This is a genomic window from Acinetobacter sp. HR7, from assembly GCF_000773685.1.
In the GTDB taxonomy this organism is placed as follows: Bacteria; Pseudomonadota; Gammaproteobacteria; order Pseudomonadales; family Moraxellaceae; genus Acinetobacter; species Acinetobacter thermotolerans.
This window is the reverse complement of sequence record NZ_JPQO01000135.1, coordinates 1-25,378: the sequence shown is the minus strand read 5'-3', so window position 1 is coordinate 25,378 and position 25,378 is coordinate 1. Positions and strand designations below refer to the sequence as shown.

General features: G+C 42.5%; 21 protein-coding genes and 1 other annotated feature. Of the genes, 12 read left to right on the top strand and 9 right to left on the bottom strand.

Annotated elements, in window-relative coordinates; all coding sequences use genetic code 11:
* Positions 1-1,231, top strand: a protein-coding gene (locus tag GW12_RS06245) for an IS3 family transposase (RefSeq protein ID WP_152598538.1) whose coding sequence is annotated in 2 segments (ribosomal slippage) — positions 1-273 and positions 273-1,231 — 1,232 coding nt annotated over the 2 segments. Because the reading frame shifts where the segments join, the coding sequence is not laid out codon by codon here. This gene is flagged as partial in the annotation.
* Positions 272-388, top strand: a sequence feature (AL1L pseudoknot). (Overlaps the previous gene by 117 nt.)
* A gap of 36 nt (positions 1,232-1,267) precedes the next feature.
* On the opposite strand, the gene GW12_RS06240 is transcribed toward GW12_RS06245, so the two are convergent.
* Positions 1,268-1,468: a hypothetical protein gene (locus GW12_RS06240; protein ID WP_034584985.1), complete on the bottom strand. Its 201-nt coding sequence runs from the start codon at positions 1,466-1,468 to the stop codon at positions 1,268-1,270.
* Between the two features lie 77 nt (positions 1,469-1,545).
* Complete coding sequence (gene acnD, locus GW12_RS06235; RefSeq protein ID WP_034584982.1) at positions 1,546-4,152, bottom strand: Fe/S-dependent 2-methylisocitrate dehydratase AcnD; 2,607 nt, start codon at positions 4,150-4,152, stop codon at positions 1,546-1,548.
* A gap of 570 nt (positions 4,153-4,722) precedes the next feature.
* Here acnD and GW12_RS06230 point away from each other — a divergent pair.
* From GW12_RS06230 to GW12_RS06220, 3 genes are all read left to right on the top strand, one after another.
* Entirely contained in the window at positions 4,723-6,888 is a 2,166-nt protein-coding gene (locus tag GW12_RS06230; RefSeq protein WP_034584978.1) for a multicopper oxidase family protein, read from the top strand.
* 116 nt (positions 6,889-7,004) lie between these two features.
* Entirely contained in the window at positions 7,005-7,730 is a 726-nt protein-coding gene (locus GW12_RS06225) for a folate-binding protein YgfZ (protein ID WP_034584976.1), read from the top strand.
* Positions 7,731-8,009: 279 nt separating this feature from the next.
* A complete protein-coding gene (locus GW12_RS06220; protein WP_034584972.1) occupies positions 8,010-8,822 on the top strand; it encodes a tetratricopeptide repeat protein in 813 nt (270 codons plus the stop codon).
* 50 nt (positions 8,823-8,872) lie between these two features.
* Here the strand turns inward: GW12_RS06220 and GW12_RS06215 are convergent, their stop codons facing one another.
* The 3 genes from GW12_RS06215 to GW12_RS06205 form a co-directional block, all read right to left on the bottom strand.
* On the bottom strand, positions 8,873-9,808 hold the full coding sequence (locus GW12_RS06215) for an AEC family transporter (protein WP_034584969.1): 936 nt from the start codon (positions 9,806-9,808) through the stop codon (positions 8,873-8,875).
* A 77-nt stretch (positions 9,809-9,885) separates the two neighbouring features.
* Complete coding sequence (locus GW12_RS06210; protein ID WP_034584965.1) at positions 9,886-10,998, bottom strand: NADH:flavin oxidoreductase/NADH oxidase; 1,113 nt, start codon at positions 10,996-10,998, stop codon at positions 9,886-9,888.
* Between the two features lie 99 nt (positions 10,999-11,097).
* The gene (locus GW12_RS06205; protein WP_034584962.1) at positions 11,098-12,351 is read right to left on the bottom strand and encodes a carbohydrate porin; all 1,254 of its coding nucleotides are present in this window, start codon (positions 12,349-12,351) and stop codon (positions 11,098-11,100) included.
* Between the two features lie 384 nt (positions 12,352-12,735).
* Between GW12_RS06205 and mutM the strand changes: the two genes are divergently transcribed.
* Positions 12,736-13,596 carry a bifunctional DNA-formamidopyrimidine glycosylase/DNA-(apurinic or apyrimidinic site) lyase gene (gene mutM / locus GW12_RS06200; protein ID WP_034584961.1) on the top strand — a complete coding sequence of 287 codons (861 nt, stop codon included), beginning with the start codon at positions 12,736-12,738 and terminating at the stop codon, positions 13,594-13,596.
* Entirely contained in the window at positions 13,593-13,877 is a 285-nt protein-coding gene (locus GW12_RS06195; protein ID WP_034584959.1) for a peptidylprolyl isomerase, read from the top strand. Before mutM ends, GW12_RS06195 begins: the two co-directional genes overlap by 4 nt.
* 116 nt (positions 13,878-13,993) lie before the next feature.
* Here the strand turns inward: GW12_RS06195 and mscL are convergent, their stop codons facing one another.
* Positions 13,994-14,437 (bottom strand): large conductance mechanosensitive channel protein MscL, encoded by a 444-nt coding sequence (gene mscL, locus GW12_RS06190; RefSeq protein ID WP_034584956.1) that lies wholly within the window; start codon positions 14,435-14,437, stop codon positions 13,994-13,996.
* Positions 14,438-14,602: 165 nt separating this feature from the next.
* Positions 14,603-16,438, bottom strand: a complete 1,836-nt coding sequence (gene typA / locus GW12_RS06185; RefSeq protein WP_034584953.1) for a translational GTPase TypA — start codon at positions 16,436-16,438, stop codon at positions 14,603-14,605.
* Between the two features lie 174 nt (positions 16,439-16,612).
* Between typA and GW12_RS06180 the strand changes: the two genes are divergently transcribed.
* The 3 genes from GW12_RS06180 to GW12_RS06170 all read left to right on the top strand — a co-directional run bounded on the left by GW12_RS06180 (position 16,613) and on the right by GW12_RS06170 (position 20,546).
* Positions 16,613-17,986: a uracil-xanthine permease family protein gene (locus GW12_RS06180; protein WP_034584950.1), complete on the top strand. Its 1,374-nt coding sequence runs from the start codon at positions 16,613-16,615 to the stop codon at positions 17,984-17,986.
* A 65-nt stretch (positions 17,987-18,051) separates the two neighbouring features.
* Positions 18,052-19,083: a methyltransferase gene (locus GW12_RS06175; protein ID WP_034584947.1), complete on the top strand. Its 1,032-nt coding sequence runs from the start codon at positions 18,052-18,054 to the stop codon at positions 19,081-19,083.
* Complete coding sequence (locus GW12_RS06170; RefSeq protein WP_034584944.1) at positions 19,083-20,546, top strand: amino acid permease; 1,464 nt, start codon at positions 19,083-19,085, stop codon at positions 20,544-20,546. Before GW12_RS06175 ends, GW12_RS06170 begins: the two co-directional genes overlap by 1 nt.
* 62 nt (positions 20,547-20,608) lie before the next feature.
* Here GW12_RS06170 and GW12_RS06165 read toward each other — a convergent pair whose 3' ends face one another.
* Positions 20,609-21,142: a peptidase C39 gene (locus tag GW12_RS06165; protein ID WP_034584941.1), complete on the bottom strand. Its 534-nt coding sequence runs from the start codon at positions 21,140-21,142 to the stop codon at positions 20,609-20,611.
* 105 nt (positions 21,143-21,247) lie between these two features.
* On the bottom strand, positions 21,248-22,390 hold the full coding sequence (gene omp38 / locus GW12_RS06160; RefSeq protein WP_034584939.1) for an outer membrane protein Omp38: 1,143 nt from the start codon (positions 22,388-22,390) through the stop codon (positions 21,248-21,250).
* A 371-nt stretch (positions 22,391-22,761) separates the two neighbouring features.
* Here omp38 and GW12_RS06155 point away from each other — a divergent pair, with 371 nt between their 5' ends.
* From GW12_RS06155 to GW12_RS06145, 3 genes are all read left to right on the top strand, one after another.
* Positions 22,762-23,286, top strand: a complete 525-nt coding sequence (locus tag GW12_RS06155; RefSeq protein WP_034584936.1) for a GspH/FimT family pseudopilin — start codon at positions 22,762-22,764, stop codon at positions 23,284-23,286.
* Positions 23,287-23,396: 110 nt separating this feature from the next.
* A complete protein-coding gene (locus GW12_RS06150) occupies positions 23,397-24,572 on the top strand; it encodes a thiolase family protein (protein ID WP_034584933.1) in 1,176 nt (391 codons plus the stop codon).
* Between the two features lie 258 nt (positions 24,573-24,830).
* Positions 24,831-25,286: a VOC family protein gene (locus tag GW12_RS06145; RefSeq protein ID WP_034584930.1), complete on the top strand. Its 456-nt coding sequence runs from the start codon at positions 24,831-24,833 to the stop codon at positions 25,284-25,286.
* Positions 25,287-25,378 lie beyond the last annotated feature (92 nt).

Here is a 25,378-nt window from a genome sequence, read left to right as displayed (position 1 = left end):
CAAAATTAAAATATACCCCTGAAATCAGAGAAAGAGCGGTTCAATTATTGATTGAATCTGAAAAAGATTATCCATCGAATTGGGCTGCGATCACCGCTATTGCTCCCAAGATAGGTTGTACTCCTGAAACACTACGTGTTTGGTATCAAAAATATTTAGATAAACAAAATCCAGTTAAAGTACAGCAGCTTTCAGACCAAGAACGTATCAAACAACTCGAACGCGAAAATAAAGAACTGCAACGCGCCAATGAGATTCTACGTAAAGCAGCCGCTTTTTTCGCCCAGGCGGAGCTCGACCGCCCACACAAATAATGGTGGATTTTATCCATAATAATAAAGAGCTGTACGGAGTCGAGGCGATTTGTAGAATTTTACCGATCGCACCTTCAACCTATTACCGGACTCTAGATCTCTGCGATGAGAAGCATTGCTTCGCAAGGGAACATCGAGCAAAGCGAGATTTACATGACTTGCATCATGCTGAGGAGATTAAACGAATTTGGAAAGAAAGTTCAGGTCGATACGGTGTGCGTAAGGTCTGGCAACAACTGAAACGTGAAGGCTATGTGATTGCACGTTGTACAGTTGCTCGATTGATGCAGAAGCTAGGTATACAAGGTGTTTGGCGTGGTAAGAATAAACAAACTACCCGTAGCCGGGATGACCAAAAACGAGCAGATGATTTAGTGAAACGTAATTTTAATGCTGATCATCCAAACCAACTATGGGTGGGTGACTTTACGTATATTCAAACTCATTCAGGCTGGGTATATACCGCATTTGTTATTGACGTGTTCTCACGAGCAATTGTTGGATGGAAAGTATCTACACGGATGAATACAGATATGGTGCTCGATGCATTGGAGCAAGCATTGCACGATCGAGGTATGCCTAAGAATGTGATTCATCATTCAGATAGAGGTGTTCAATATCTTTCTATTCGCTATACCAATCGTTTAGAAGCAGCAAATTTACGAGCATCAGTCGGTACGACAGGTGATTCATACGATAATGCTTTGGCTGAAACGGTGAATGGCTTATACAAAACAGAGGTGATTGAATATCTAAAAGCAGATTGGCAAGGTTTAGCGGATGTACAACTTGCGACATTAAACTGGGTAGATTGGTTCAACAAAAAGCGTGTACACAGTGCACTGGGTTATGTATCGCCTTTTGAGTTTGAAGCAATGTACTATGATAAGATTAACCCGTTAGGTCAGGTGGCCTAACTTAAATAAAAAAGTCTCCGACAAACCCGGTACGGTTCAATTTAATAATGTCAAAATTTTTTGGAAATATTCCTCAATTTTTAAAGTCGAATTTTTGAATTCTGGAATTTTTGTGTTTCTAACTAATAAAGGATCAATAAATAAACGAGTATCAATATTTAGAATTGGATCTAATGCACCTAAGGCTGTAAATAAATCAGTATCAATTCCGTAAGAGTCTGAAAAGCTTATTGTCATTTTAATTCCAAATAAAAACACCCTACGTTAAAGTAGGGTGTTTTTTAATCAAATTCAACAACTTTTAACTTGAAATATTACACAATTGAGCCTTCTAAAAAGTCCTGTGCAAAGCGCTGTAATACTCCACCCGCTTCATACACAGAAACCTCTTCTTCCGTATCCAGGCGACAGGTCACCGGCACTTTCACCACTTCATTTTTACCATCAGTGGTTGAACGTTCAATCACTAGCGTTAAAGTCGAACGTGGTGCAATATTACCAATTACGCTATACAGCTCTGTACCATCCAGCTTCAAGGTCTTGCGGTCTGTACCCGGTTTAAACTCCAGCGGAAGCACACCCATACCCACCAAGTTGGTACGGTGAATACGCTCAAAACCTTCAGCGACAATCGCTTCTACACCCGCCAGACGAACACCTTTCGCTGCCCAGTCACGGCTTGAACCCTGACCATAATCCTTACCGGCAATGATAATCAACGGCTGCTTGCGGTTCATATAGGTTTCAATCGCTTCCCACATACGCATTACTTCACCTTCCGGCTCCACACGCGCTTTAGAACCTTGCTTGATGGTGCCATCTGAACGAACCACCATTTCGTTATACAGCTTCGGATTCGCCAAAGTCGCACGCTGTGCAGTCAGGTGATCACCACGGTGTGTTGCATAGGAGTTAAAGTCTTCCTCAGGCACGCCCATTTTCGCCAGATATTCACCCGCAGCCGAATCACGGGTTATCGCATTCGATGGAGATAAATGGTCTGTGGTGATGTTATCGCCCAGAATCGCCAGCGGACGCATGTTGGCTAAAGTACGCGGTGCAGCCAGTGCCCCTTCCCAATATGGCGGACGGCGAATATAAGTACTTTGCGGACGCCAGTCATACAGCGGACTCGCAGCTTCCTCTGCCTTGCCTAGATCAAACATCGGGATGTAGACTTTCTTGAACTGCTCTGGTTTTACAGATTCTTTTACCAAAGCGTCAATTTCTTCATCTGATGGCCAGATATCTTTCAGGTAAATCGGATTGCCATCTTTGTCTGTACCCAAAGCATCTTTTTCGATGTCAAAACGGATCGTACCGGCAATCGCATACGCCACCACTAACGGTGGAGATGCCAGGAAAGCCTGTTTTGCATAAGGATGGATACGGCCATCGAAGTTACGGTTACCGGACAGAACCGCAGTTGCATACAGGTCACGGTCGATAATTTCCTGCTGAATCTTCGGATCAAGCGCGCCAGACATGCCGTTACAGGTGGTACATGCATACGCCACGATGCCAAAGCCCAGTTTTTCCAGATCGTGCAGAACACCTGCTTCTTCCAAATACAATGCGGCCGCTTTAGAGCCCGGTGCAAATGATGTTTTTACCCATGGCTTACGGGTTAAGCCCAATTCATTTGCCTTTCGTGCTAGCAAGCCTGCTGCGACGGTATTGCGCGGATTTGAAGTATTGGTACAAGAAGTAATGGCTGCAATGATGATAGCACCATCTGGCATCAGGCCATCAGTACGATTTTCTACCACACCGGCAATGCCTTTTTCTTTCAGCTCAGAAGTCGATACACGTGCATGCGGATTGGATGGACCAGCGATGTTACGGGTCACTTTAGACAGATCAAAACGCAGCACACGTGGATACTCTGCCTGCTTCATTTCAGATGACCACAAGCCAATTTCCTTGGCATAGGTTTCCACCAGCTTGATCTGCTCAGGCTCACGACCTGTCAGAGTTAAATAATCAATGGTGTTTTGGTCGATATAGAACATGGCAGCAGTGGCACCATATTCCGGAGTCATATTAGAGATCGTCGCGCGATCGCCCACTGACATGCTGTCCGCACCTTCACCGAAGAATTCCAGATAAGCACCGACCACACGTTCTTTACGCAGGAACTCTGTCAATGCCAACACAATATCAGTAGCAGTAATGCCCGGCTGGCGCTGTCCTACCAGTTCAATTCCGATAATATCCGGCAGACGCATCCACGATGCTCGACCCAGCATGACATTTTCAGCTTCTAGGCCGCCCACACCGACTGAAATCACACCCAGCGCATCGGTATGTGGTGTATGCGAATCAGTCCCGACACAGGTATCCGGGAAAGCGACACCATCACGGCTCTGAATCACCGGTGACATTTTTTCCAGATTGATCTGGTGCATGATGCCATTACCGGCTGGAATCACATCGACATTTTTGAAAGCAGTCTTGGTCCAGTTAATAAAATGGAAACGGTCTTCATTACGGCGCTCTTCCACCGCACGGTTTTTCTCAAAAGCCTCCGGATCATAGCCGCCATATTCCACCGCCAGTGAGTGATCGACGATCAACTGAGTTGGCACCACCGGATTAACTTTGGCTGGATCACCACCTTGGTCAGCAATCGCATCACGCAGACCAGCCAGATCGACCAGCGCCGTTTGTCCCAGAATGTCATGACATACCACACGTGCCGGATACCAAGGAAAATCATGTTCCTGCTTGCGCTCAATCAACTGGCGTAATGACTGTTCCAGAATGGCAGGATCACAACGGCGTACCAACTGCTCAGCCAGCACTTTGGAGGTATATGGAAATTTGGCATATGCGCCTGGCTGGATATCTTCAACGGCCTGACGCACGTCATAATATTCCAGCTGGGTACCTTGCAGTGGTTTACGGTAGTTGTTGTTCATAGCTTACCTGCCCTCTTGAATCTTTCTTCTTTACTGCATACTTGTTATCGATGTTTCGCACACCGTTTGCAGGCATAGTACACTGTTGAAAACCCATTTCCCAAATCGTTTATATTTCATAAGCTTAACTACCAAAATAGGCCTTTTAGAAATATTTAGTTACATATTCTTTAGAATAAGTGCTCTAAATAAGACTTTTTTTATGAAAATTGGGCTGAAATCGCATCATTCTTTAGTATGAGATGCAGGTTTAAGAGGAAAAAGTTCTATTTCTTACCATGGCTAAATGAAAGGATCTGAATGCCTGAATTCACCTTTCTGATGAATCCCATATTTTTTTTAAGATTTTTTACAATTACTAATTTATCGCAAATGATTTTAATTAAATCTGCTTATTCAAAACTTTATAAAAAATTGTCTGATTTTTATTAATTGAATAGTTTCAAACTCTGTTAACCACTCGTCTTTATATCCCTATTTGGTGATATTCCTCACTGCTATAGTCACGTATGAATAAGAAAAAAATTAACTCATCACAACAAAATATAAAAAACAATAAAGGTAAATCACATGTTGCATATAGCTATTATTGGGATCATTACAGCAGTTCTCGCAGTTCTGGTCTCTAGTTGGAATAATGGTAAAAATCCTCCAAATCCATCTAATCCTCCTAAACCAACCCCCTCGCATCCAACAAAACCGGATCATCCGACTACACCAGCAAATCCGGCGCCGAGTATTGCCAATTCAATCATCAATAACCCTCCTTTGTTGGAAAAAGGCGCAAAAGGTAAATATGAACTGGTTGCAGCATATAAAACCAATAAAATTTATAACCCGAGATCATCCGAATGGGATCAGTTAGTGGTTCGTGGGTATCTGACCAAAGCCAGCTTATTGAACAAGCAGGCTGCACGTGAAACCGGAATTGTAGATGAACTGGTAGGCCCACAAATTCGTGTAAAACAAGGAGAAACCTTATCGGTTAATTTAAACAACCAGCTCCCAGATGAAACACCAGAAAGTTGTCACCATATTGAAGAACAAGACATTAATACACCACATTGCTTTAATACCACTAACTTGCATACCCATGGTTTTTGGGTCAGTCCTCAAGGCAATAGTGACAATATCTTTGTGAGAATTGATCCACAAAAAAACTTTGATTATCAATATAAAATTGATCCGAATCACCCTGCAGGGACTTACTGGTATCACGCGCATTTACATGGTTCAACCGCAATTCAGGTCTCTAGTGGCATGGCCGGACCTTTAATCGTAGAAGGTAATCGTGTACCTAAAGTGAAGAATGGTAAAGTCACTGAAACAGGAGATATGGATATCCTGTGGAAAGATAAGGCTAAAAATAGCTATCCAAATGAAAAAGTCCTGGTCTTCCAGCAAATTCAATATGATTGTAAGGATGCAAGTGGAGCTGATCTAAACACAAATGATTGTGGTACAGATGGTGTAGGTGTCATCGAGAATTATGATGGTCTGGCTGGATTCAACACTTGGGGGGCCAACAACTACTACACTTCAATTAATGGCAAAATTTTAGGTGAAATCCAGGTCAATCAGAATGAATTTAACCGCTGGCGTATGATTCATGCAGGCGTACGAGATACTTTGGGCTTGGTCATTAAAGAACTACCAAACTCACAAAAATTTACCGCTGAACAGACCCTTGAAGCTTGTTTAAATTATCAGGGCAGACAAAATGATCAGGCTTCAATCGATGAATTTAATAAATTAACCAGTTTACCAGTCCATACCATAGCCCAGGATGGCTTAACGATGAATCATGTACAAATTCGCCGACTATCCGTCTTCCAGCCAGGCTACCGCCATGATGCCATGGTGAACTTTCCAACTACCAATAAGTACTGCATCTTCGATACTCGATTAAATCTAGATGATGAAATTAATAGTACGCCAATTCCTGGTCAGCCTGGCCAAATAGTCCCACAACTTGCTCCAGCCAATCCTGCGAATGCTCAATTGCTTGGATGGGTCAATGTCAAAGCTAGTAAATTAAAAGAACAGACTGCAGCACAGTTCTTAAAGGAGCAGGCACAAAAAATTGGTCTAAATAAAGAAATCCAGAATCAGCTCGCTCAACTTAACCTGTCTGCTTTTGTGGGCCATTCAACTTTAATGACTGATGCAATAACGGCTTTGGTGAATAAGAGACCAAAACAGCGGTCTGTTTTTGATCTTACTTTTGGTGCAAATGCCAAGTTTGGTTACCTCATTGATAATTTTGACGGTATTTATAGCTTTGGAGATGATTATAACGGACCAGATGCAACACATGGTAAATATGTAAGGAAATTACAAATTGGACAAGTGGACGAATGGATTTTAACCAGCAATTTCGCTACTCACCCCTACCATATCCATGTCAACCCATTCCAGATTGTTGAGATCCGGGACCCACGTCGTAATGATGTAAGTGCCGCAGTACCTGAAGATCCGAATGCGCCGATTGATCTGGATGATATTCAGTACCGAGGATTAAAAGGACAGTTTAAAGACACCATCTTTGTCAAACCGGGTTATGAGGTCATTGTTCGAAGCCATTACAAGAAATTTGAAGGTGATTTCGTACAACACTGCCATATTCTTGATCATGAAGATCAAGGCATGATGGAATATGTCCGAATCTGTGGGGGTGAATTTGATTGTAATTCACCTTTACCGGATCACCATGGCGATAATCATAGCCATCATTAACTCTTTCATTTGGTTCAAAGCCCGCGATTGATATTGCGGGCTTTTTTATTTGCCTCACACTACGCCTTGCTGCACAATAGTCTGATTGATTTGTGGTATTAAAACTGAGGCTTATCATGGCAACGTCTACTGCTTTTACATCATTCACTTTAAAGGGTGTAGATGCACAAAAATTCCTTCAAGGCCAGGTCACTTTAAATGCTGAAGCTTTGGCTGAAAATCAGACCCGTTATACCGCGATCTGTAATCAGAAAGGCCGTATTCTGTTTGGTGTATGGCTGAAAAAAATTGTTCCTGAAAACTTTGAAATTGTCGTGTCTGCTGATCAGGCAGAAGATTTTGCCAAACACATCAGAAAATACGGTGCTTTTTCTAAAATGAAACTGGAAGAAGCTGGTCCAGTCTATCCAACAGCAGACGGTATCTTTACTGTATTTGACTCTGAAGCAACCGACATTCAGGCTTGGGAAATCAAGGCAATTGAATCTGGTCAGGCCTGGATTCAGGCAGCAACTGCTGAACTATTCCAACCACAGGAATTACGTCTGCATCAACGTGAAGGCGTACATTATGACAAAGGCTGTTACCTCGGTCAGGAAGTGATTGCACGCTTGTGGTTTAAGGCAAAACCAAAACACTGGCTGCATCTAGTTCAAGGTACAGGTAATGCACCAGTAGTGGCTAGCAAACTGCATAATGATGTAGAAGTAGTAAATAGTATTGCTGTTGATGAGGGCTTTAAAGCGCTGGTGGTTGCTAAACCGGAAGCGCTGGTTGAATTAAGTTTAACCGTATTGAATCTGCCAGAACAACTCAGTGGTGATGTAGCTCGCCCACAATAAAATGTACTGATAAAAATCCTCCTTGATGGAGGATTTTTATTGTCTTTTTAATAAATAAATCAACAATCTCAACCTAGACTTCTACCTATCTATCTCTAATCAATTAATATTTAAAAATATTTATCTATCTTTCCTCATTTACTCTCATTTATATAAAAACTTAATTTTATTTCGTGACAATTAGGATATTTACAAAGTATAAAATCCTCTTATGATGTAGCTGTCATGATTTAAAAAGCACCACGGAATCAGGTGTTACCTACAACAAGGTTTGGAACAATGAAAAAAATAATTCTTGCTGCACTACTTGCAGTCTCATCTCAATATGTACTTGCCAATAGCAAAACTGAAACTGTTGATCCTCAATTTACCAAAGTTGAATCCTTAGTCAAAGCGAATGATTTTAAAGGTGCCTATAACCTTTTGAATGAAATGGCAAAAAAAGGGAATGCTCAAGCAATTTATAACTTAGGCTATTTAACCCAGACTGGCCAAGGTACAGCAAAAGACGAGAAAAAAGCTGTTCAGCTGTATGAACAGGCAGCAAGCAAAGGCTATCCTGTAGCAAATTATGTGCTGGGTAAAAACTATGCTGGTGGTACACTGGGGCTAAAACAGGACTTGGTAAAAGCGAAACAGTATCTGGAACGCGCATCTACTGCCGGTTTTGATGATGCGACTGTAGATCTAGCCGTTCTCCTCTTCGCAGAAGGTAAGCTTGCTTCAGACCAACAGGCGCTAAAAAAACTACAACCTTTAATCAAGAAAAATAATTTCCAGGCGATTCATGCCAAAGCCCTGTATGATATTAGCCTTGGCTTTAAAAACAAGGATGAAAAACCAATTCAACAAGGTTTAAACTCCATTCAGGAGCTTGCGAAAAAAGGCTACATCCCTGCCTTGATGGCTGTAGGCAATATGTTTGCCAATGGCAATATCGTGCCGCAAAACCTGCCTGAAGCGAAAAAAATCTTTAGTGCCCTAGCTCAAGAAAATATCCCTCAAGCCAAAGAATCTCTGGCTGCTGTAGAGAAAATGATGGCGGAACAATCCAAAAAGCCTGCTCAATCAACGACACAAAAGAAAAGTTAACTTAGCAGATATAAAAAGCCCCGATGACGGGGCTTTTTTAATAAGAAAGATTAATTTAAATAGACATGAGACTGGGTCAATAACAAGGCCACTACCATAAAGCCAAGCAAGGTACTTAGTACCAGCGGTGGCAAGGCTTTTTCCTGTACACCGTAATGCTGGGCAAAAATCCCAAAGGCAATCGGCATAGGTAATGCTGCCAGTAAGGTACCTATAAATAACATTTCCTGACTGGCACCAAATGCCCACAACAAGCCAAAAATCACAGTAGGCATCACCATAACTTTCAGGATTGTGAGCAACCAGCTCAAGCTGTTCATGGATTTAACCTTCATCCCAATCAGGCTGCCCCCAATCACAAATAAAGCCAATGGCGATGCTGTCTGCCCCAACATTTTCAGTGTTTGAGCCAATAGTTCAGGCAACTTGATATTCAGCAAAATACACAGAATCCCGAGGATGATGGACAGAATCACTGGATTTTTGAAAATCCGCTGTAAAGTTTCCCGCAAAATCTGACTCTGGGTATTCCCTCCCGTCTGTAAACCACGTTCGGCCAATACCATCATCAAAGTCACAATAATCAGATTCTCAACAATCAAAGTTAAGGATAGATAAATCGCTGAATGTGAACCAATCAATAAGGTCAGGATGGCTGTACCGATAAAACCGGTATTGGACATGGAACCACCCATCGCCAATACCGCTGACTCGGTTAAATTCGTTTTAAACAGCGATGCACAACCCCAAAAACTCAGGGCATAGAGCAGCAGCGACCCACCCGCATAGGCAATGAAATATTCTGGACTCCAGATATCAGTGAGATTCTTGCTGGCCAATGCTTGTAGCAGAAAAGCCGGTAATGAAATTTTCATCACAAACTGGCTCATCGCTGTAATCAGTGATGGATTAATAAATTGCATCCGTGCGGCAATATAGCCCAAGCCAACCACTGCACAGATCGGAAATAAAATATTTAATAACATGAACTTTTCAATATAGGTACTGTGCTGTTTGCAAACGGTTCATCCATGAACGCTCACATTCCCAAAATCAGTAGAAATTAACTGTACGGCTTAAACAGGTTACGGAGTCCGTGCGGCTGACAGCGCAAATATTGTGGGGATATTTCGATGGTTTCACCCAATTCTGCAGCAGCATGCCAAGGCCAGCGAGGGTCATACTGGATAGTACGAGCCAGTGCGATCGCATCGGCCTGCTCATACTGCAAAATCCCTTCTGCCTGTAATGCTTCCGTGATCAATCCCACTGCAATCACTGGAATATTGACTACCTTTTTAATTGCTTCTGCAAAAGGTACCTGATAATTCGGATGTACATCAATTTTTTGCGCTGCATGCAGACCACCACTGGAGACATGAATATAGGCTGCACCCAGTGCTTCGAGTTGCTGACTTAAGAATACAGAAGACTCTACATCCCAGCTCTCCACACCTTCCATCCAGTCGGTTGCCGAAATCCGTACACCAATTGGATAGCCTTCTGGTACAGCCGCCTTTATCGCTTTAAATACTTCCAATGTTAATCGAATACGATTTTCCAGTGAGCCACCATATTCATCTTCACGCTGGTTAGATAACGGTGACATAAATTGATGCAGCAAATAGCCATGTGCAGCATGTAATTCAATCAGGTCAAATCCTGCTTCTACTGCACGTTTGGCACTGGATGCAAAGCCCTGAATTACTTGCTGGATTTCATCCAGACTTAAGGCTTTAGGTGGATGCTCATGCGACTGGAATGGAAGGTCACTTGCCGATACCGTTTGCCAACCCAATGGCTGATCTGGTGCAATCTGCCCTTTACCTTCCCAAGGTTTATCGGTAGAAGCTTTACGGCCAGCATGGGCAAGCTGAATCGCAAATGGCATCGGTGAAAGCGACTTTACTTTCTGTAATAAATCCTTGATCAGGCTCGCCTGCTGGTCATTCCACAAGCCTAGATCAGCATAACTAATCCGGCCTTCAGGCTGAACTGCTGTCGCTTCAACAATACAGAGACCGGCACCAGACAGTGCATAATTGGCCCATTGCTGCTCATGCCAATAGGTAATTTCACCCTGCTCGGTTGCAGAGTACTGGCACATCGGTGCAATCACGATTTTATTGTTCAGTTGCAGTGATCCAAACTGTACTGGCTGAAATAGTAGAGTCACGCCGCATTCCCTCTTTTATGAAACGGTTTGGTCTTTTTATCAAGAAATAAAAAACAGGCTCAATTGAGCCTGTTTAGTTATAGCCTGAACGATCCGATTTTAGAAGATAATTCTTGTACCTAAACCAAGAACGAAGGCATTATCTACATTATTGGTTGAACCTGGGTTAATCACATATTGCAGGTTCGGACGTAGCATCAACCATTTGGTTGGGTTGTAGCTATAGTTCAATTCGATATTGTATTCTGCACTTGCATCAAAGTTTGGGTTATTAATGCGATCGTTGACATGAACACGGTTTACTGCCAGACCCAAGATATCATTTGGCTGACTATCCACTAAACCGATATATTTCAGACCGATTTGTTGTGAATTATCCACTTTATTGGTATCACGATCATGCCAGGTAAAGTTAGCAAATGAATGTAAACCTTGACGACCATTGCCTGTGGAAGTCAACTGTTGTTCTATTGCCAGCCAACCAGCAAAGGTACGATTTTTACCATCTGTAGGATTGGCTACATCTTTCTGATTATTTACATCATCGGCAGTGTTATACATACCACCTATACGATAACTACCTGGCAAGCCATTTACAAAGTTCTTCGGTGTCCAGATCACTTCTGCAGGAATCGTTACACCATCTGCATTCTCTGTATCCAAATTCCAACCATGGCGCTCTAAAGCATTTTCAGGGTTAAATTCATATACACCGACTTGGACAGCAAGCTCTGGATTAAGCTCTTGTTTAACGCGTGCCCCCCATTGAGACACTGGGGTATTCATCCAGATATTACCTTGCCATTTACCCATCTGGGCGGCACAGAAAGCAGTGCTGGCAAAGTCACATCCCATGACATTGAAGTCCATACCTAAACCTAAACGACCGGCTTTAATGCTGGTGCCTTGGTCTTTAAATTTCTTTTCAATTGAAAGTTCAGACAACCGGCTCTTTTGGTTACCACGACCAAACGTACCCTGTACATTTGCCATATGTGGTGCACCTGGATCCTGTAAATCTTCAATAGACGTGCTTTGACCTTGACGTGCTGTAGCCACAGCACGGATTGTCACACCATCCCAGCCAGCCAGTTTTTCCATGTCGAGCTGTGTACCCAACCACAACTGCGCAGAAGTAAGTGGATCTGCACCGTCATTACGACCACCTTCAGCCAGATAAGCGGTATCAGTCAGTAAATTTGCTTCAAATTTCACACCTTGCTGTGCCAGTTCCGTACGTTTTCCACCCCAGTCACCCAACAAGTACTGTCCTTGAGGATCGAATGCTGATTCTGCTTGTGCTGAAGTCATGGCTGCCAGCAATGGCAATAAAGCTAGACTTAATTTTTTCATATTTGACCTAAACATACGGAGAGAGTGAAAGTAATCCGAGGGATTACCAGCATGATTTGATACAGAAACTTACATAACTTTTTAATTAAATACGCAGCATTTTTTTTATTATTGGTAAAACTTTAAGTTATTAAACAACCCCGTTAATATAAACTTAAATTTACTAAATATTTATTTTTCATATATTTATATTATTTAAATGCAAGTATTTATATCTAATTTCACTAGATTAAAACTTTAACTTAATAAAACTAAAGTCTATTATTTAATCAATTATTCAAATAACTATTTAAACTTGGTGGCTGATTAGCTTCCTCGCAATAAGACTTGCATTCAATTGAAAAACGCCCAATATTAGGCTCATTCTATTCATCTTGAAGTGCTATGCCTGAATTACCCGAAGTCGAAACTACCAAAACCAGTCTCCTGCCCCTGCTTGATCAACGAGTTCTGACTGTGGAAGTCCGCCAGTCCAGCTTACGCTGGCCCATTCCGGAAGATATTACCCGCTTACAAAGTCAACGCCTGATTCAACTCACCCGCCGTTCCAAATACATTCTGGCGCAATTTGAGCAGGACACCATGTTATGGCATTTAGGCATGTCAGGCAGTTTCCGTCTTTGTGATGCGAGTGACGAACTCCGCAAACATGACCATTTGATTATCCAGTTTGAAGACATCCAGCTACGTTACCATGACCCTCGTCGTTTTGGCTGTATTCTGTGGCTCGATGCACAATCACAAAGCAAGCTGATCGACACCTTAGGCCCTGAACCTTTGAGTGATACCTTTAATGCCAACTATCTCTTTGAAAAATTAAAAAATAAGAACGTTGGCACCAAAGTTGCAATTATGGATAACCATGTCGTGGTTGGCGTGGGAAATATTTACGCCACAGAAAGTTTATTTAATTTGGGTATTCATCCTGCACAGCCAGCATCAAGCTTGAGCTTTGAACAGGTTGAAAAACTGGTACTTGAAATTAAACGCATTTTAAAACAGGCAATTGATCTTGGTGGTTCGACCCTGCGCGACTATACCAATGCTATGGGTGAAAATGGTTATTTCCAGCAGACTTTACTCGCTTACGGCCGGGCCGGTGAAATGTGTGTCAACTGTGAAACCACACTGGAAAATATTAAACTGGGTCAGCGTGCTTCAGTCTTTTGTCCTGAATGCCAACCGCTACGAAAGGTAAAACCTGCACCGAAACGTATGGCTGCTGTACGAGGTAAGAAATCATGAAAACTGCGATCGTCCGTCATATCCTTGTCAAGGATAAAGAGACTGCAGAACAGTTAAAGACGAAAATTCTGTCGGGTGCAGATTTTGCCAAAATAGCTAAACAGTATTCAACTTGTAACTCAGCTAAACGTGGTGGTGAACTGGGTGAAGTAAAAAAAGGTCAGCTGGTGCCGGTAATTGATAAACTGGTATTTACTGCTGCGGAACGGGTTCTACATGGTCCGATTAAAAGCCAGTTTGGATTTCATTTGGTAGAAATTAAGTTTCGGATAGATTTTTAATCCCCCTAGATCCCCCTTTAACAAAGGGGGACTTTTTTTCCTCCCTTTATTAAAGGGAGGTTAGGAGGGATTCCATATAAAAACGGCGCCTATGCGCCGTTTTCTTTCAATCAAAATTACGCTTGCGGACGTTTTTTTAATTCGTCACGAATTTCACGTAGCAATTCAATATCTTCAGGTGTTGCTTCTGGTTCTGGAGCTGCTTCTTCAGCTTTGTCACGGCGCAGTTTATTCATTAACTTCACTAACCAGAACACGACCCATGCCAATAACAGGAAGTTTATAAGAATGGTCAGGAAGTTACCATAAGCAAATACATTCAGACCTGCTGCCTGTGCAGCAGCTAAATTATTAATGTTATTTGGATTGTCACCCAATACTAGGAACCAGTTCGAGTAGTCAACATCTCCGCCCAAGATCCAGCTAACCACAGGCATAATGATGTCTTTGACCATGGAATCGATGATTTTACCGAAAGCACCGCCAATGATCACACCGACCGCAAGGTCCATGACATTGCCTTTAACCGCAAATTCCTTAAATTCTTGAATAATGCTCATGATTTCACCAAGTTATTATCAAATTTTGTGATGGATTATACATTAATTAACTCTTTCTATTTAAAACTAATTTATCAAGTTTATGTAAATCACCCAAATCTTTTTTCATTGTATAAAAAAACCGCTGACTTGAAGCCAGCGGTTTTTTCGTATCAATAACCAGTCTTATTTAGAACGGTTACGTTTACGTTCGTTTTCAGTCAGGTATTTCTTACGAATACGGATTGACTTAGGTGTTACTTCAACCAGCTCGTCATCTTCAATAAATTCAAGCGCTTGTTCAAGAGTGAATTCAATAGGTGGAGTTAGTGTTAACGCTTCATCTGTACCAGATGCACGAACGTTAGTTAACTGTTTCGCTTTAGTTGGGTTCACAACCATATCGTCTGAACGAGAGTTAATACCCACGATCATACCTTCGTAAACTTCTAACTGAGGTTTAGCGAACAGACGGCCACGGTCTTGCAAGCTGAATAATGCATAGCCCAGGCAAGTACCTTGAACCATAGAAATCAATACACCGTTTTGACGTTTCGCAACAGTACCTGCTTTCGCTGGACCGTAGTGCGAGAAGCTTGAAGTCATGATACCAGTACCAGAAGTCATGGTCATGAATTCAGAACGGAAACCGATCAGGCCACGTGAAGGAACAGTTGCTTCAATACGGATACGGCCTTTACCGTCAACTTCCATATTGGTCATCTCACCTTTACGGTAACCCATTTGTTCCATTACAGCGCCTTGGTGCTGTTCTTCAACGTCGAAAGTTACATTTTCGTACGGTTCTTGCATTTCACCGTCGATTTCTTTCATGATGACTTCTGGACGAGATACACCCATCTCGAAGCCTTCACGACGCATATTTTCGATCAGTACAGAAAGGTGAAGTTCACCACGGCCAGATACTTTGAAACGGTCTGGACTGTCAGTATCTTCAACACGAAGTGCTACGTTGTGGATCAATTCGCGGTCTAGACGTTCACGGATATTACGTGAAGTCACGAATTTACCTTCTTTACCAGCGAACGGAGAGTTGTTCACCTGGAATGTCATAGACACAGTCGGTTCGTCTACAGAAAGTGCTGGAAGTGCTTCAACAGCTTTCGGATCACAGATGGTGTCTGAAATGTTCAGTGCATCGATACCAGTTACACAAACAATGTCACCTGCTTGAGCAGATTCGATGTCAATACGTTCAAGACCGTGGTAACCCATGATTTTCAGGATACGGCCGTTACGGGTATTGCCTTCTTTGTCGATTACAGTTACAGGCGTGTTCAGTTTTACAGAACCACGCTGGATACGACCAACACCGATAACACCTACGAAGCTGTTATAGTCCAGAGAAGAAATTTGCATCTGGAATGGACCGTCAACGTCAACTGCTGGTGGTTCAACGATGTCTACGATTGTTTCAAACAATGGAGTCATGTCGTCAGCCAGTTCTTCTGGAGAAGGACCAGCAACACCACGAAGACCAGAAGCATATACCACTGGGAAGTCTAACTGTTCATCAGTACCGCCCAGGTTGTCAAACAGGTCGAATACTTGGTCGATAACCCAGTCTGGACGTGCGCTTGGTTTGTCGACTTTGTTAATAATAACGATTGGTTTCAGGCCACGTGCGAACGCTTTTTGTGTTACGAAACGAGTTTGTGGCATTGGACCTTCTTGTGAGTCTACAAGAAGAAGTACACAGTCAACCATCGACATTACACGTTCAACTTCACCACCGAAGTCGGCGTGTCCCGGGGTGTCCACGATGTTGATGCGGTATTCAGTATCTGTACGTTTATCTAACCATTTGATTGCAGTGTTTTTTGCAAGAATGGTAATACCACGTTCAGATTCTAACGCGTTCGAATCCATGACACGCTCGATCTCACCCGCGCGATCACCGAGAGCACCTGATTGTTGCAAAAGTTTGTCTACAAGAGTGGTTTTACCATGGTCGACGTGCGCGATAATGGCAATGTTACGGAGAGTTTTAATATCTGACATGAAAATTCGATACGTTTTAAATTTGAGGGCAAATTATACAGAAAAATACAAAAAATTTATAGTGACTGTTCCCATTCTCTTCCTATTTTTTTTGTCAGGATGTGACCAATTAATTTTGTAAAGACGTGTAACTCGATTAGAATAGCGCCACCCAGCCTTAATTTGCGTTCACACATGTCTGATTTTCATCAATCTCCTTCCTCTTCCAAAGATCAACTTGATTTAGTCTATGGCCTGAACGACCGTCCTAAACCGTTGGTCGCTTTTTTAGCTGCATTCCAGCATCTTCTCGCCATTATTGTCCCAATTGTTACTCCTGGCCTACTCATCTGTCTGGCTCTAGGTGTATCGAAAGAAGATACCAACATGATCCTGTCGATGTCTTTGGTGATTTCGGGGATTGCGACTTTTCTGCAGTGTAAAAAAGTCGGTCCATTTGGCGCAGGCTTGCTGATTGTGCAAGGCACCAGTTTTAACTTTATTGGTCCAATCATCGGGATCGGCTCAGCAATGGTCGCTACAGGCACCCCCGTTGAAGCAGTAATGGCTTCTATTTTCGGTGTAGTCATTGCCGGCTCATTTATTGAAATGGGCGTATCCCGTATCCTGCCTTGGGTGAAAAAACTGATTACTCCGCTCGTTACCGGTATCGTGGTCCTGCTGATCGGCCTGACTTTAATTAAAGAAGGCCTGATTTCGATGGGTGGTGGTTATCAGGCAATGTCTGATAAGACCTTTGCCAATGCCGATAACCTGATCATGTCCTGTACTGTTCTGGCACTGATTATTATCCTGAACCGCATCCGTATCGTTTGGGTAAAAAGCTCAGCAATTCTGATTGCCCTGGTTGTAGGTTATATCCTTGCCGGCTTTATGGGCCATTTGAACTTTGATGGTCTGAAAGATGCACCACTGGTTCAGATTCCAACACCTATGCACTTCGGTCTAAGCTTCTCTTGGAGCCTGTTTATTCCAATGGCCTTTATTTATCTGGTGACTTCACTGGAAGCGATTGGTGATATTACTGCGACCTCTAAAATCTCGAATCAAGCCGTAGATGGTCCTGAATGGATGAAACGCATCAAAGGTGGTGTGCTGGTCAATGGTGCCAATTCATTACTGGCAGGTATCTTTAATACTTTCCCAAGTTCAGTCTTTGCACAAAATAACGGTGTGATTCAGCTGACTGGTGTAGCCAGCCGTTATGTGGGCATCTGGATTGCAGCACTTCTAGTAATTCTAGGTTTATTACCTGCTGTTGCTGGTGTAATTCAGGCAGTACCTCAAGCCGTTCTTGGTGGTGCAGTGATGGTGATGTTCGGTGCAGTTGCTGCTTCTGGTATTAATATCCTGGCCGGCATTCATCTGGACCGCCGTGCCCTGCTGATCATTGCGATTTCTCTGGCTCTAGGCTTAGGTGTTGCACAAGTCCCACAAATTCTGGAACATCTACCGGAATTATTCCGTAATATCTTTAGCTCAGGTGTTGCGACTGGTGGTATTGCTGCCCTGATTCTGAATATTGTACTTCCTGAAACAAAGAAGTAATTTCATGTCCAAAAAACACTGTCTGAGGTGGACTCAGACAGTGTTTTTCTATTGGAGAGATTCCTATGGATGCTAAAAGCGAAGTTTTATTAAGACAATATGATTATTTGTCGGGTCGTGTATTGCTGATTAATCCTCCAACGGATCAACTGCTCTCTGAATTTGACGACAAGATTCAGACTTCAATCTGGACATGGAACTATAACGATTATCAATATTTCTTGTCACAGCAAGTTGATGTGCATTTTGGGGCTGAATTTCCAGAAGCCGCGTTTGATCAGGCGGTGATATTTGTTCCTAAATCCAAAGAATTACTTAATTACTTGATTCATAATGTTGCAGTACATTTAAGCTCTGGTAGCAGTGTGTTCCTGGTCGGTGAAAAAAAAGGTGGTGTGGAACGTGCTGCCAAACAGCTGCAAGCCTATGGTAAAATCATCAAACTTGACAGCGCACGGCATTGCCAATTGTGGCAATTGACACTAGACTGCTGCGTCGAGAAAAAAGCGTTAGCTGACTGGGCACTAACCTATAGCATCTCTACTCCCAAAGGTGACTTAACTGTTTGTGCGCTTCCTGGTGTATTTAGCCAAAACCGTCTGGATGTGGGTACTGCAGTATTGCTGCCTTATCTGTCTGAAGTCACTTCAGGTAAAATTGCAGACTTTGGCTGTGGTGCAGGCGTAATTAGCGCCTATCTGGCAAAACTCAATCCGAATAACCGTATTTTTGCGCTGGATGTCGATGCCTTTGCTTTGGCATCTACCCAGATGACTTTCGAGAAAAATCAGCTCCAACCCGAGCAGCTTGAAATCAAAGCGGTAAGCGGTATTGATGATGCACCATTATTTTTACATGCCATTGTCAGCAATCCTCCATTCCATCAGGGCATCCAGACCAATTACGATGCTAGTGAAAACCTGTGCAAGTCTTCACGTCGCCACCTCAAGTCTGGCGGTGAATTATGGATCGTGGCGAACCGCTTCTTAAATTACCCGATCTTAATTGAGCAAAGTTTTGGCCAGTGCACAGTCAAAACCGATCAACAAGGTTTCAAGGTGCTTTTCGCCAGCACCTCAAAAAATAAGGAATCATGATGAGCGAAACCCAAAACAGCACACAGCTGCAGCGTAAGCTTAGTGCTCGTCATTTGAATATGATCGCCATTGGTGGATCAATTGGTACAGGTTTATTCCTGGCTTCAGGTGCAACCATTGCCAGTGCCGGACCTGGTGGCGCCCTACTCGCCTATGCCCTGATCGGCGTCATGATCTACTTCCTAATGACCAGTCTGGGCGAGCTTGCAACCCATAACCCGACTTCAGGTGCCTTCTTTACTTACGGTACTAAATATGTCGAGGGCGGCTTTGGTTTCGCGCTAGGATGGAACTATTGGTATAACTGGGCCATTACCGTTGCCTTTGAGCTGGTAGCAGTACAATTCATTATGAAATTCTGGTTCCCGGACATTCCCGGGTTTTACTGGAGTGCCTTGTTCCTGACCATTGTCTTCGCAATTAATGCACTGACCGTTAAAGGCTTTGGTGAATCCGAATTTTTCTTCTCTCTCATTAAAGTCCTAGCCATTGTGGCTTTTATCATTATTGGTATCTTCATGATTGCGAAAATCATGCTGACACCTGATGTGGCAACCTTTGCAAACTGGACTAAAGGTGAAGCACCATTTGTAGGAGGCTTACCTGCCCTGATTGGGGTAGCAATGATTGCCGGGTTCTCTTTTCAGGGCACAGAAATGGTCGGTGTCGCTGCAGGTGAATCCAAAGATCCTCAAAAGACTATTCCTGTTGCGATCAAGCAGATTTTCTGGCGAATCCTGCTGTTCTATATCGTGTGTATTTTCATTATCGGCACCCTGATTGCCTATGATGATCCACGTTTATTACAGGCAGCAGCAAGTGAAGATATCGCGCTTTCTCCTTTCACCTTACTCTACGAACAGGCAGGCTTTGCTTTTGCAGCCAGTGTCATGAATGCGGTCATCCTGACTGCGATCCTCTCAGCGGGTAACTCAGGCATGTACTCTTCTACCCGTATGCTATTTGATATGGCACGTAAAGGCAGTGCACCAAAAATCTTTGGTAAATTAGATGCTCGTGGCGTACCGATGAATGCACTGTATGCAACAACTGCAATTGCCGCACTATGCTTCTTAACTACCTTTATTGGTGAACAAGAAGTATTTAACTGGTTGCTGAATATGTCAGGTATGTGTGGCTTTATCGTTTGGCTGGGTATTGCCATATCACATTATCGCTTCCGTAAAGGTTATTTAGCCCAAGGCTATAAGCTTGAAGATCTAGCCTATCGTGCCAAGTTCTTCCCATTTGCGCCTTGGTTTGCTTTTGTGCTTTGTGCCATTGTAGTACTGGGCCAGAACTATGAAGCGGTATTAAAAGGTGATTGGTTAGGCGTACTATCAACCTATATCGGTATTTTCCTGTTTCTGGCTATCTGGATTGGCTATAAGTGGAAACATAAAACCAGACTGATTTCTTATCAGGATATGGATGTACAACCTGTCAAAATAGACCGCGAATAATCCAGAACTAAAAAAGCAGCGTGAATCGCTGCTTTTTTTTACGCTTAAAATTTTATTTTTCATCAGCTGTGTCGCATCACGAAATTACGATCATCAATCACTATCGCTTGCTGGCAGATCCCTTCTTTCCGGCGTTGCTGTTCAAAAGTTTCTTTGCTCATTACATCAAAACTATCAAAGAAACTAATTTCTTTGTCATTAATTTCATAGATCAATGAATGATTCCCGACCCCATCTAAAGTGTCATAGAACACGATCACAAAATTTCCAGATTCCACATATTCTTGTATCTGCTCATAAGATAAAGGAGTTTCCTCCATAGAAATCTTAAGCTGTTTCGATTGTTGATAAAACCTGACTTCTAGCGGCTGTTTATCTGCATCATGCTCGGTATAGAACGCTACCTCTAGCCCCAGTGTTTTTAATGTAACTGCAAGTGCAATCGTCGAAGTCCCCATTTCAGGATCATGACTAGTCAATTGCACCAAATCTGGAATATGCAGATCAATACCATAATGATGGAAGATCATCCAGATCGCATAAATACCACTATTGGCATCCAGATTTTGTAAATCTTGGGGAAGTTCAACACTCATGCTTTCGCTCAATACTGTTTAGACGATGGCAGTGTAGTGAATTTAAAACAATAAAAAAAGCGACTCCAAAGAGTCGCTTTTCGTTAATCAGACTTCAATAATGAATTATTGAGCTGGTTGTTCTACTGGTTGCTCAGCAGCTGGTTGTTCAGCTAGAACAGTACGGCTACCAGTGATAGTAGCGAATACACGACGGTTCATAGCACGGCCTTCTTTAGTGTTGTTGTCAGCAATTGGCTGATCCCAAGCGAAGCCTTGAGTAGACAGACGAGCCGGATCTACGTTGTATTCGTTAACCAGTGAAGATTTCACAGAGTTAGCACGAGCAAGAGACAGACGTTCGTTCAGTGCACGTGGACCAGTGTTGTCTGTGTGACCTTCGATACGAGCAGTTGCATTTGGATATTCAACCAGTTTTTCAGCAACTTTCGCGATTTCTGGTTTGTACTGATCTTTGATGTTAGATTTGTTAGTATCAAAGAATACGCGAAGTTCCATGTTCAGGTCTTCAGTCAACTCTTGTGGAGCTGGTTGAACTGGAGCAACTGGCTCAACTGGAGCAACTTCAACTACTGGAGCAGCTGGTTTCAAGTGACCGCCAAGAACTACGTTAAGACCAGCAAGAGCTGTGTAGTTCCAGAATTGTTCGTCAAAGTTATAAGTACCACGACCTTCAGCACGTAGAGATACAACATCGTTTAAACGATAGAATGCACCAACACCAGCGTTCGCTAAAGTACCTTCTTCAGTGTTACCACGGTCACGAGTATTCGCACCGTTTACGTTAGAACGTTCAACACCGTCAAATTTGTATTTGTAGTGACCAGCACCAGCAAGTACGTAAGGTTTGAATTTGCTGTCGTAGTCTTGAGTAATCAAGTCAGAAGTAACGTAGAAGTTACCGTTGATTTGAGTTTGTTTGTACTCAGCACCAAGATCAACCAAGCTGTTTGCTTGACCTAAGCCGTGTGAACCGTTCATTTGGCTCACGTCGCCTTTTACTTGGTTGTATTCAGCTTCAAAGCCTAACCATGGAGTTAATTCTACACCTAACGCAGCGCCGACGAATAAATCGTCTTTCATTTCGCCTTGAGCTAGTTTAGAAGAAAGCAACTGTGATTGACCGTTGTTGTGTTTAGTGTCTTGCCAAGTGTAACCAAGCATTAAAGGAGTTACAGTTACGCCTGCAGTTGCTGCGGCAAAAGGAGCAGCTACGAGCATTGCTAATGCAATACGACTCATTTTCATGGATTTATCCTCCAGAGATAAGAAATTGTTGTTCAAGCTCAAATCTAAATTGGCTTTCCTGAGATAGGCTTCTTTTACCCCAGTTTTATTTTTAAGCTATTCACAGGGAATCATACAAACACTTGATTAAATTTCCAAGTGCTTGATTAATCTAATCAAGTAAATTATTGACAAAATTACTTACAATTTCCGTTGTAATTCGGTAATTTTTTACTCAATTTCTTGTTGTGAATAACTTATTTTCACTTACTTAATTTTAACAGCTTTCTCTTACTTCAAGTACAAAAATACTCAGGTAATAAAAAAAGCATTCAAAAACGCCTAATTAATAGCATGTTTCCAATAAAAATAATATATAAAAAGGTTAAACCATGTATATAAAAAGAAATAAAGCGTTCACTCTTGTAGAGCTAATTGTCACTCTCTCTGTACTCGCAGTAATTGCAACAATTGCGGTTCCTTCCTTTCAGGAATACCAAGCCAAGCAGGAAGCGAATAGTATTTTTCACAAGATTGCAGCAATAAATCGTTATGCACGTAGTCAGTCAGCCATCCTACGACAAAATATAGTCATCTGTCCGACCTTAAACTTATCCAACTGTCAAGCAAATCAATGGAGTCATGCCTGGCTGGTGTTTGTTGATCAGAATAGAAACAGACAAGTTGATGCAGGCGAAACGGTCCTGCAGATTGACCAGCTCAAATTAAAATATGGCCAGTTGGACTGGAGCGGTGCTTTAAGTATCCCAAGCGTTAGCTATCAAGCACAGACCAATTTACCGATCGGCTCCAATGGCAGTTTTTATTACTGCTCTCTGAAATCCGCTAAACATTACAAAATCGTGCTGAGCAAAATGGGACACCTCCGCAAAGAAGATTTAACTAGCTGTTCCTAAGAACTGACCGGTTTATGATTCACTATCTTTTTAGGCTTTTTTCTGTCCGTTTTTTTAATATACTGCTTAAGTCAAGAATAAATGACTAAAACTCATACGGAGATACAACAATGACTGACATTGTAATTGTCAATGGTGCACGTACAGCCATGGGCGGCTTTCAGGGAAGTTTATCAAGTGTTCCTGCACCAGAACTTGGTGCTGTGACTATCAAAGAAGCGATCGCTCGTGCAGGTTTACAGCCAACTGATATTGAAGAAGTCATTATGGGTTGTGTCCTTCCAGCGGGTTTAAAACAAGGCCCTGCCCGTCAAGCGATGCGTAAAGCAGGCTTACCCGATAGCACTGGTGCTGTGACCATCAACAAACTATGTGGTTCAGGAATGAAAGCCGTGATGCAGGCTGCGGACATGATTAAAGCGGGTTCTGCCAACATCGTGGTTGCTGGTGGTATGGAATCCATGAGTAATGCGCCATACCTGATACCTAAAGCACGTGGTGGTTTCCGTATGGGACATGGTGAAGTTAAAGATCATATGTTCCTGGATGGTCTGGAAGATGCTGAAACAGGTCGTCTGATGGGTTCATTTGCTCAGGACATGGCCAACCAGAAAGGCTATACCCGTGAACAGATGGATGATTTTGCGATTCGTTCATTAAAACGTGCCCTAACTGCAGTCAATGAAGGCTACTTCGCTGATGAAATCGTGCCAGTCACTGTCTCTACCCGCAAAGGTGATGTGGTAGTTGATAAAGACGAACAGCCATTCAATGCCAATATTGAAAAAATTCCTACCCTTCGTCCGGCATTTGCTAAAGACGGCACCATTACCGCTGCCAATGCCAGCTCGATCTCAGACGGTGCTTCTGCTCTTGTGTTGACTTCAAGCGATAACGCAGCAGCTAAAGGTCTAGCACCTTTGGCTAAAATCATTGCCTATGCATCAAACTCCCAGCATCCATCTGAATTTACCATTGCGCCAGTCGGTGCGATTCAGAAAGTTCTGAATAAAACTGGCTGGAAAGCTGAAGACGTGGATCTTTGGGAAATCAATGAAGCTTTTGCCATGGTCACTATGTGTCCAATGGATGAGTTCAAGCTGGATCCAGAAAAAGTCAACATTAACGGTGGTGCATGTGCACTGGGTCACCCGGTTGGTTCTACCGGTTCACGTATCATTCTGACTCTGATCCATGCCCTAAAACGTACTGGTGGTAAACGCGGTATTGCTGCACTATGTATCGGTGGTGGTGAAGCAACAGCGATTGCAATTGAACTAATCTAATTCAAACAGAAATTTGCTATAAGAAAGAGAGCTTTGTTAGCTCTCTTTTTATTTTTAGCGAATTAAGAAATTTCACTGTAAAAATGATTTAAAACAGCCTATTAAAATTAGTCTTTACTGATTCTTTCGCTAGTCGTTTCATACTTTTATATAAGTAGTCATAGTTCCTGCTTACATATTCATAAAGCTTCTTGATCAATCTGATAACTCAATCAGGCGTAGATTAAGGAAGATAAAAAACAAAAACAGGACACTGTCATGCGTTTCAATCACTATCTGAATTTCCAAGGTGAAACCGAAGCCGCCTTTACCTTTTATCGTTCAATCTTTGGTGGTGAATTTTCCAGTCTAACCCGCTATGGAGATATGCCTGCACAAGAAGGACTGGATCTATCCGAAACGGAAAAAAGTCTGATCCTGCATGTTGCCCTTCCCATCAATGAATATACCGAATTGATGGGTTCGGATGTGAATGACAAATTATGTACACCGAATACGCCAGCTTTTGTGAAAGGCAGCAATCACTTTATTGCAATTATTTTGAGTGCCAGCGAACAGGTAGAAGCACAACGACTATTTGAAGCTTTATCAGTAAAAGGCAAAGTGGAAATGCCGCTGGAAAAAACTTTTTGGGGTGCTCTTTATGCAGCGTTTACCGATCAGTTTGGCGTGCAGTGGATGATTAACTGCTTATTGGAAGAACATACAATCTAATTTTCAGCAATAAAAAAGCCTCCCGATGGAGTAATGCCAGTCAGTTAAGCAAATATTAGTAAAATGTAGTAAAAATGAGTGTATGTAAATAC

Bases quoted from the DNA above. Each gene is read 5' to 3' on its own strand.
- GW12_RS06240 (WP_034584985.1), bottom strand. From the start codon at position 1,468: ATGACAATAAGCTTTTCAGACTCTTACGGAATTGATACTGATTTATTT.
- acnD (WP_034584982.1), bottom strand. From the start codon at position 4,152: ATGAACAACAACTACCGTAAACCACTGCAAGGTACCCAGCTGGAATAT.
- GW12_RS06230 (WP_034584978.1), top strand. From the start codon at position 4,723: ATGTTGCATATAGCTATTATTGGGATCATTACAGCAGTTCTCGCAGTT.
- GW12_RS06225 (WP_034584976.1), top strand. From the start codon at position 7,005: ATGGCAACGTCTACTGCTTTTACATCATTCACTTTAAAGGGTGTAGAT.
- GW12_RS06220 (WP_034584972.1), top strand. From the start codon at position 8,010: ATGAAAAAAATAATTCTTGCTGCACTACTTGCAGTCTCATCTCAATAT.
- GW12_RS06215 (WP_034584969.1), bottom strand. From the start codon at position 9,808: ATGTTATTAAATATTTTATTTCCGATCTGTGCAGTGGTTGGCTTGGGC.
- GW12_RS06205 (WP_034584962.1), bottom strand. From the start codon at position 12,351: ATGAAAAAATTAAGTCTAGCTTTATTGCCATTGCTGGCAGCCATGACT.
- mutM (WP_034584961.1), top strand. From the start codon at position 12,736: ATGCCTGAATTACCCGAAGTCGAAACTACCAAAACCAGTCTCCTGCCC.
- GW12_RS06195 (WP_034584959.1), top strand. From the start codon at position 13,593: ATGAAAACTGCGATCGTCCGTCATATCCTTGTCAAGGATAAAGAGACT.
- mscL (WP_034584956.1), bottom strand. From the start codon at position 14,437: ATGAGCATTATTCAAGAATTTAAGGAATTTGCGGTTAAAGGCAATGTC.
- typA (WP_034584953.1), bottom strand. From the start codon at position 16,438: ATGTCAGATATTAAAACTCTCCGTAACATTGCCATTATCGCGCACGTC.
- GW12_RS06180 (WP_034584950.1), top strand. From the start codon at position 16,613: ATGTCTGATTTTCATCAATCTCCTTCCTCTTCCAAAGATCAACTTGAT.
- GW12_RS06175 (WP_034584947.1), top strand. From the start codon at position 18,052: ATGGATGCTAAAAGCGAAGTTTTATTAAGACAATATGATTATTTGTCG.
- GW12_RS06170 (WP_034584944.1), top strand. From the start codon at position 19,083: ATGAGCGAAACCCAAAACAGCACACAGCTGCAGCGTAAGCTTAGTGCT.
- GW12_RS06165 (WP_034584941.1), bottom strand. From the start codon at position 21,142: ATGAGTGTTGAACTTCCCCAAGATTTACAAAATCTGGATGCCAATAGT.
- omp38 (WP_034584939.1), bottom strand. From the start codon at position 22,390: ATGAAAATGAGTCGTATTGCATTAGCAATGCTCGTAGCTGCTCCTTTT.
- GW12_RS06155 (WP_034584936.1), top strand. From the start codon at position 22,762: ATGTATATAAAAAGAAATAAAGCGTTCACTCTTGTAGAGCTAATTGTC.
- GW12_RS06150 (WP_034584933.1), top strand. From the start codon at position 23,397: ATGACTGACATTGTAATTGTCAATGGTGCACGTACAGCCATGGGCGGC.
- GW12_RS06145 (WP_034584930.1), top strand. From the start codon at position 24,831: ATGCGTTTCAATCACTATCTGAATTTCCAAGGTGAAACCGAAGCCGCC.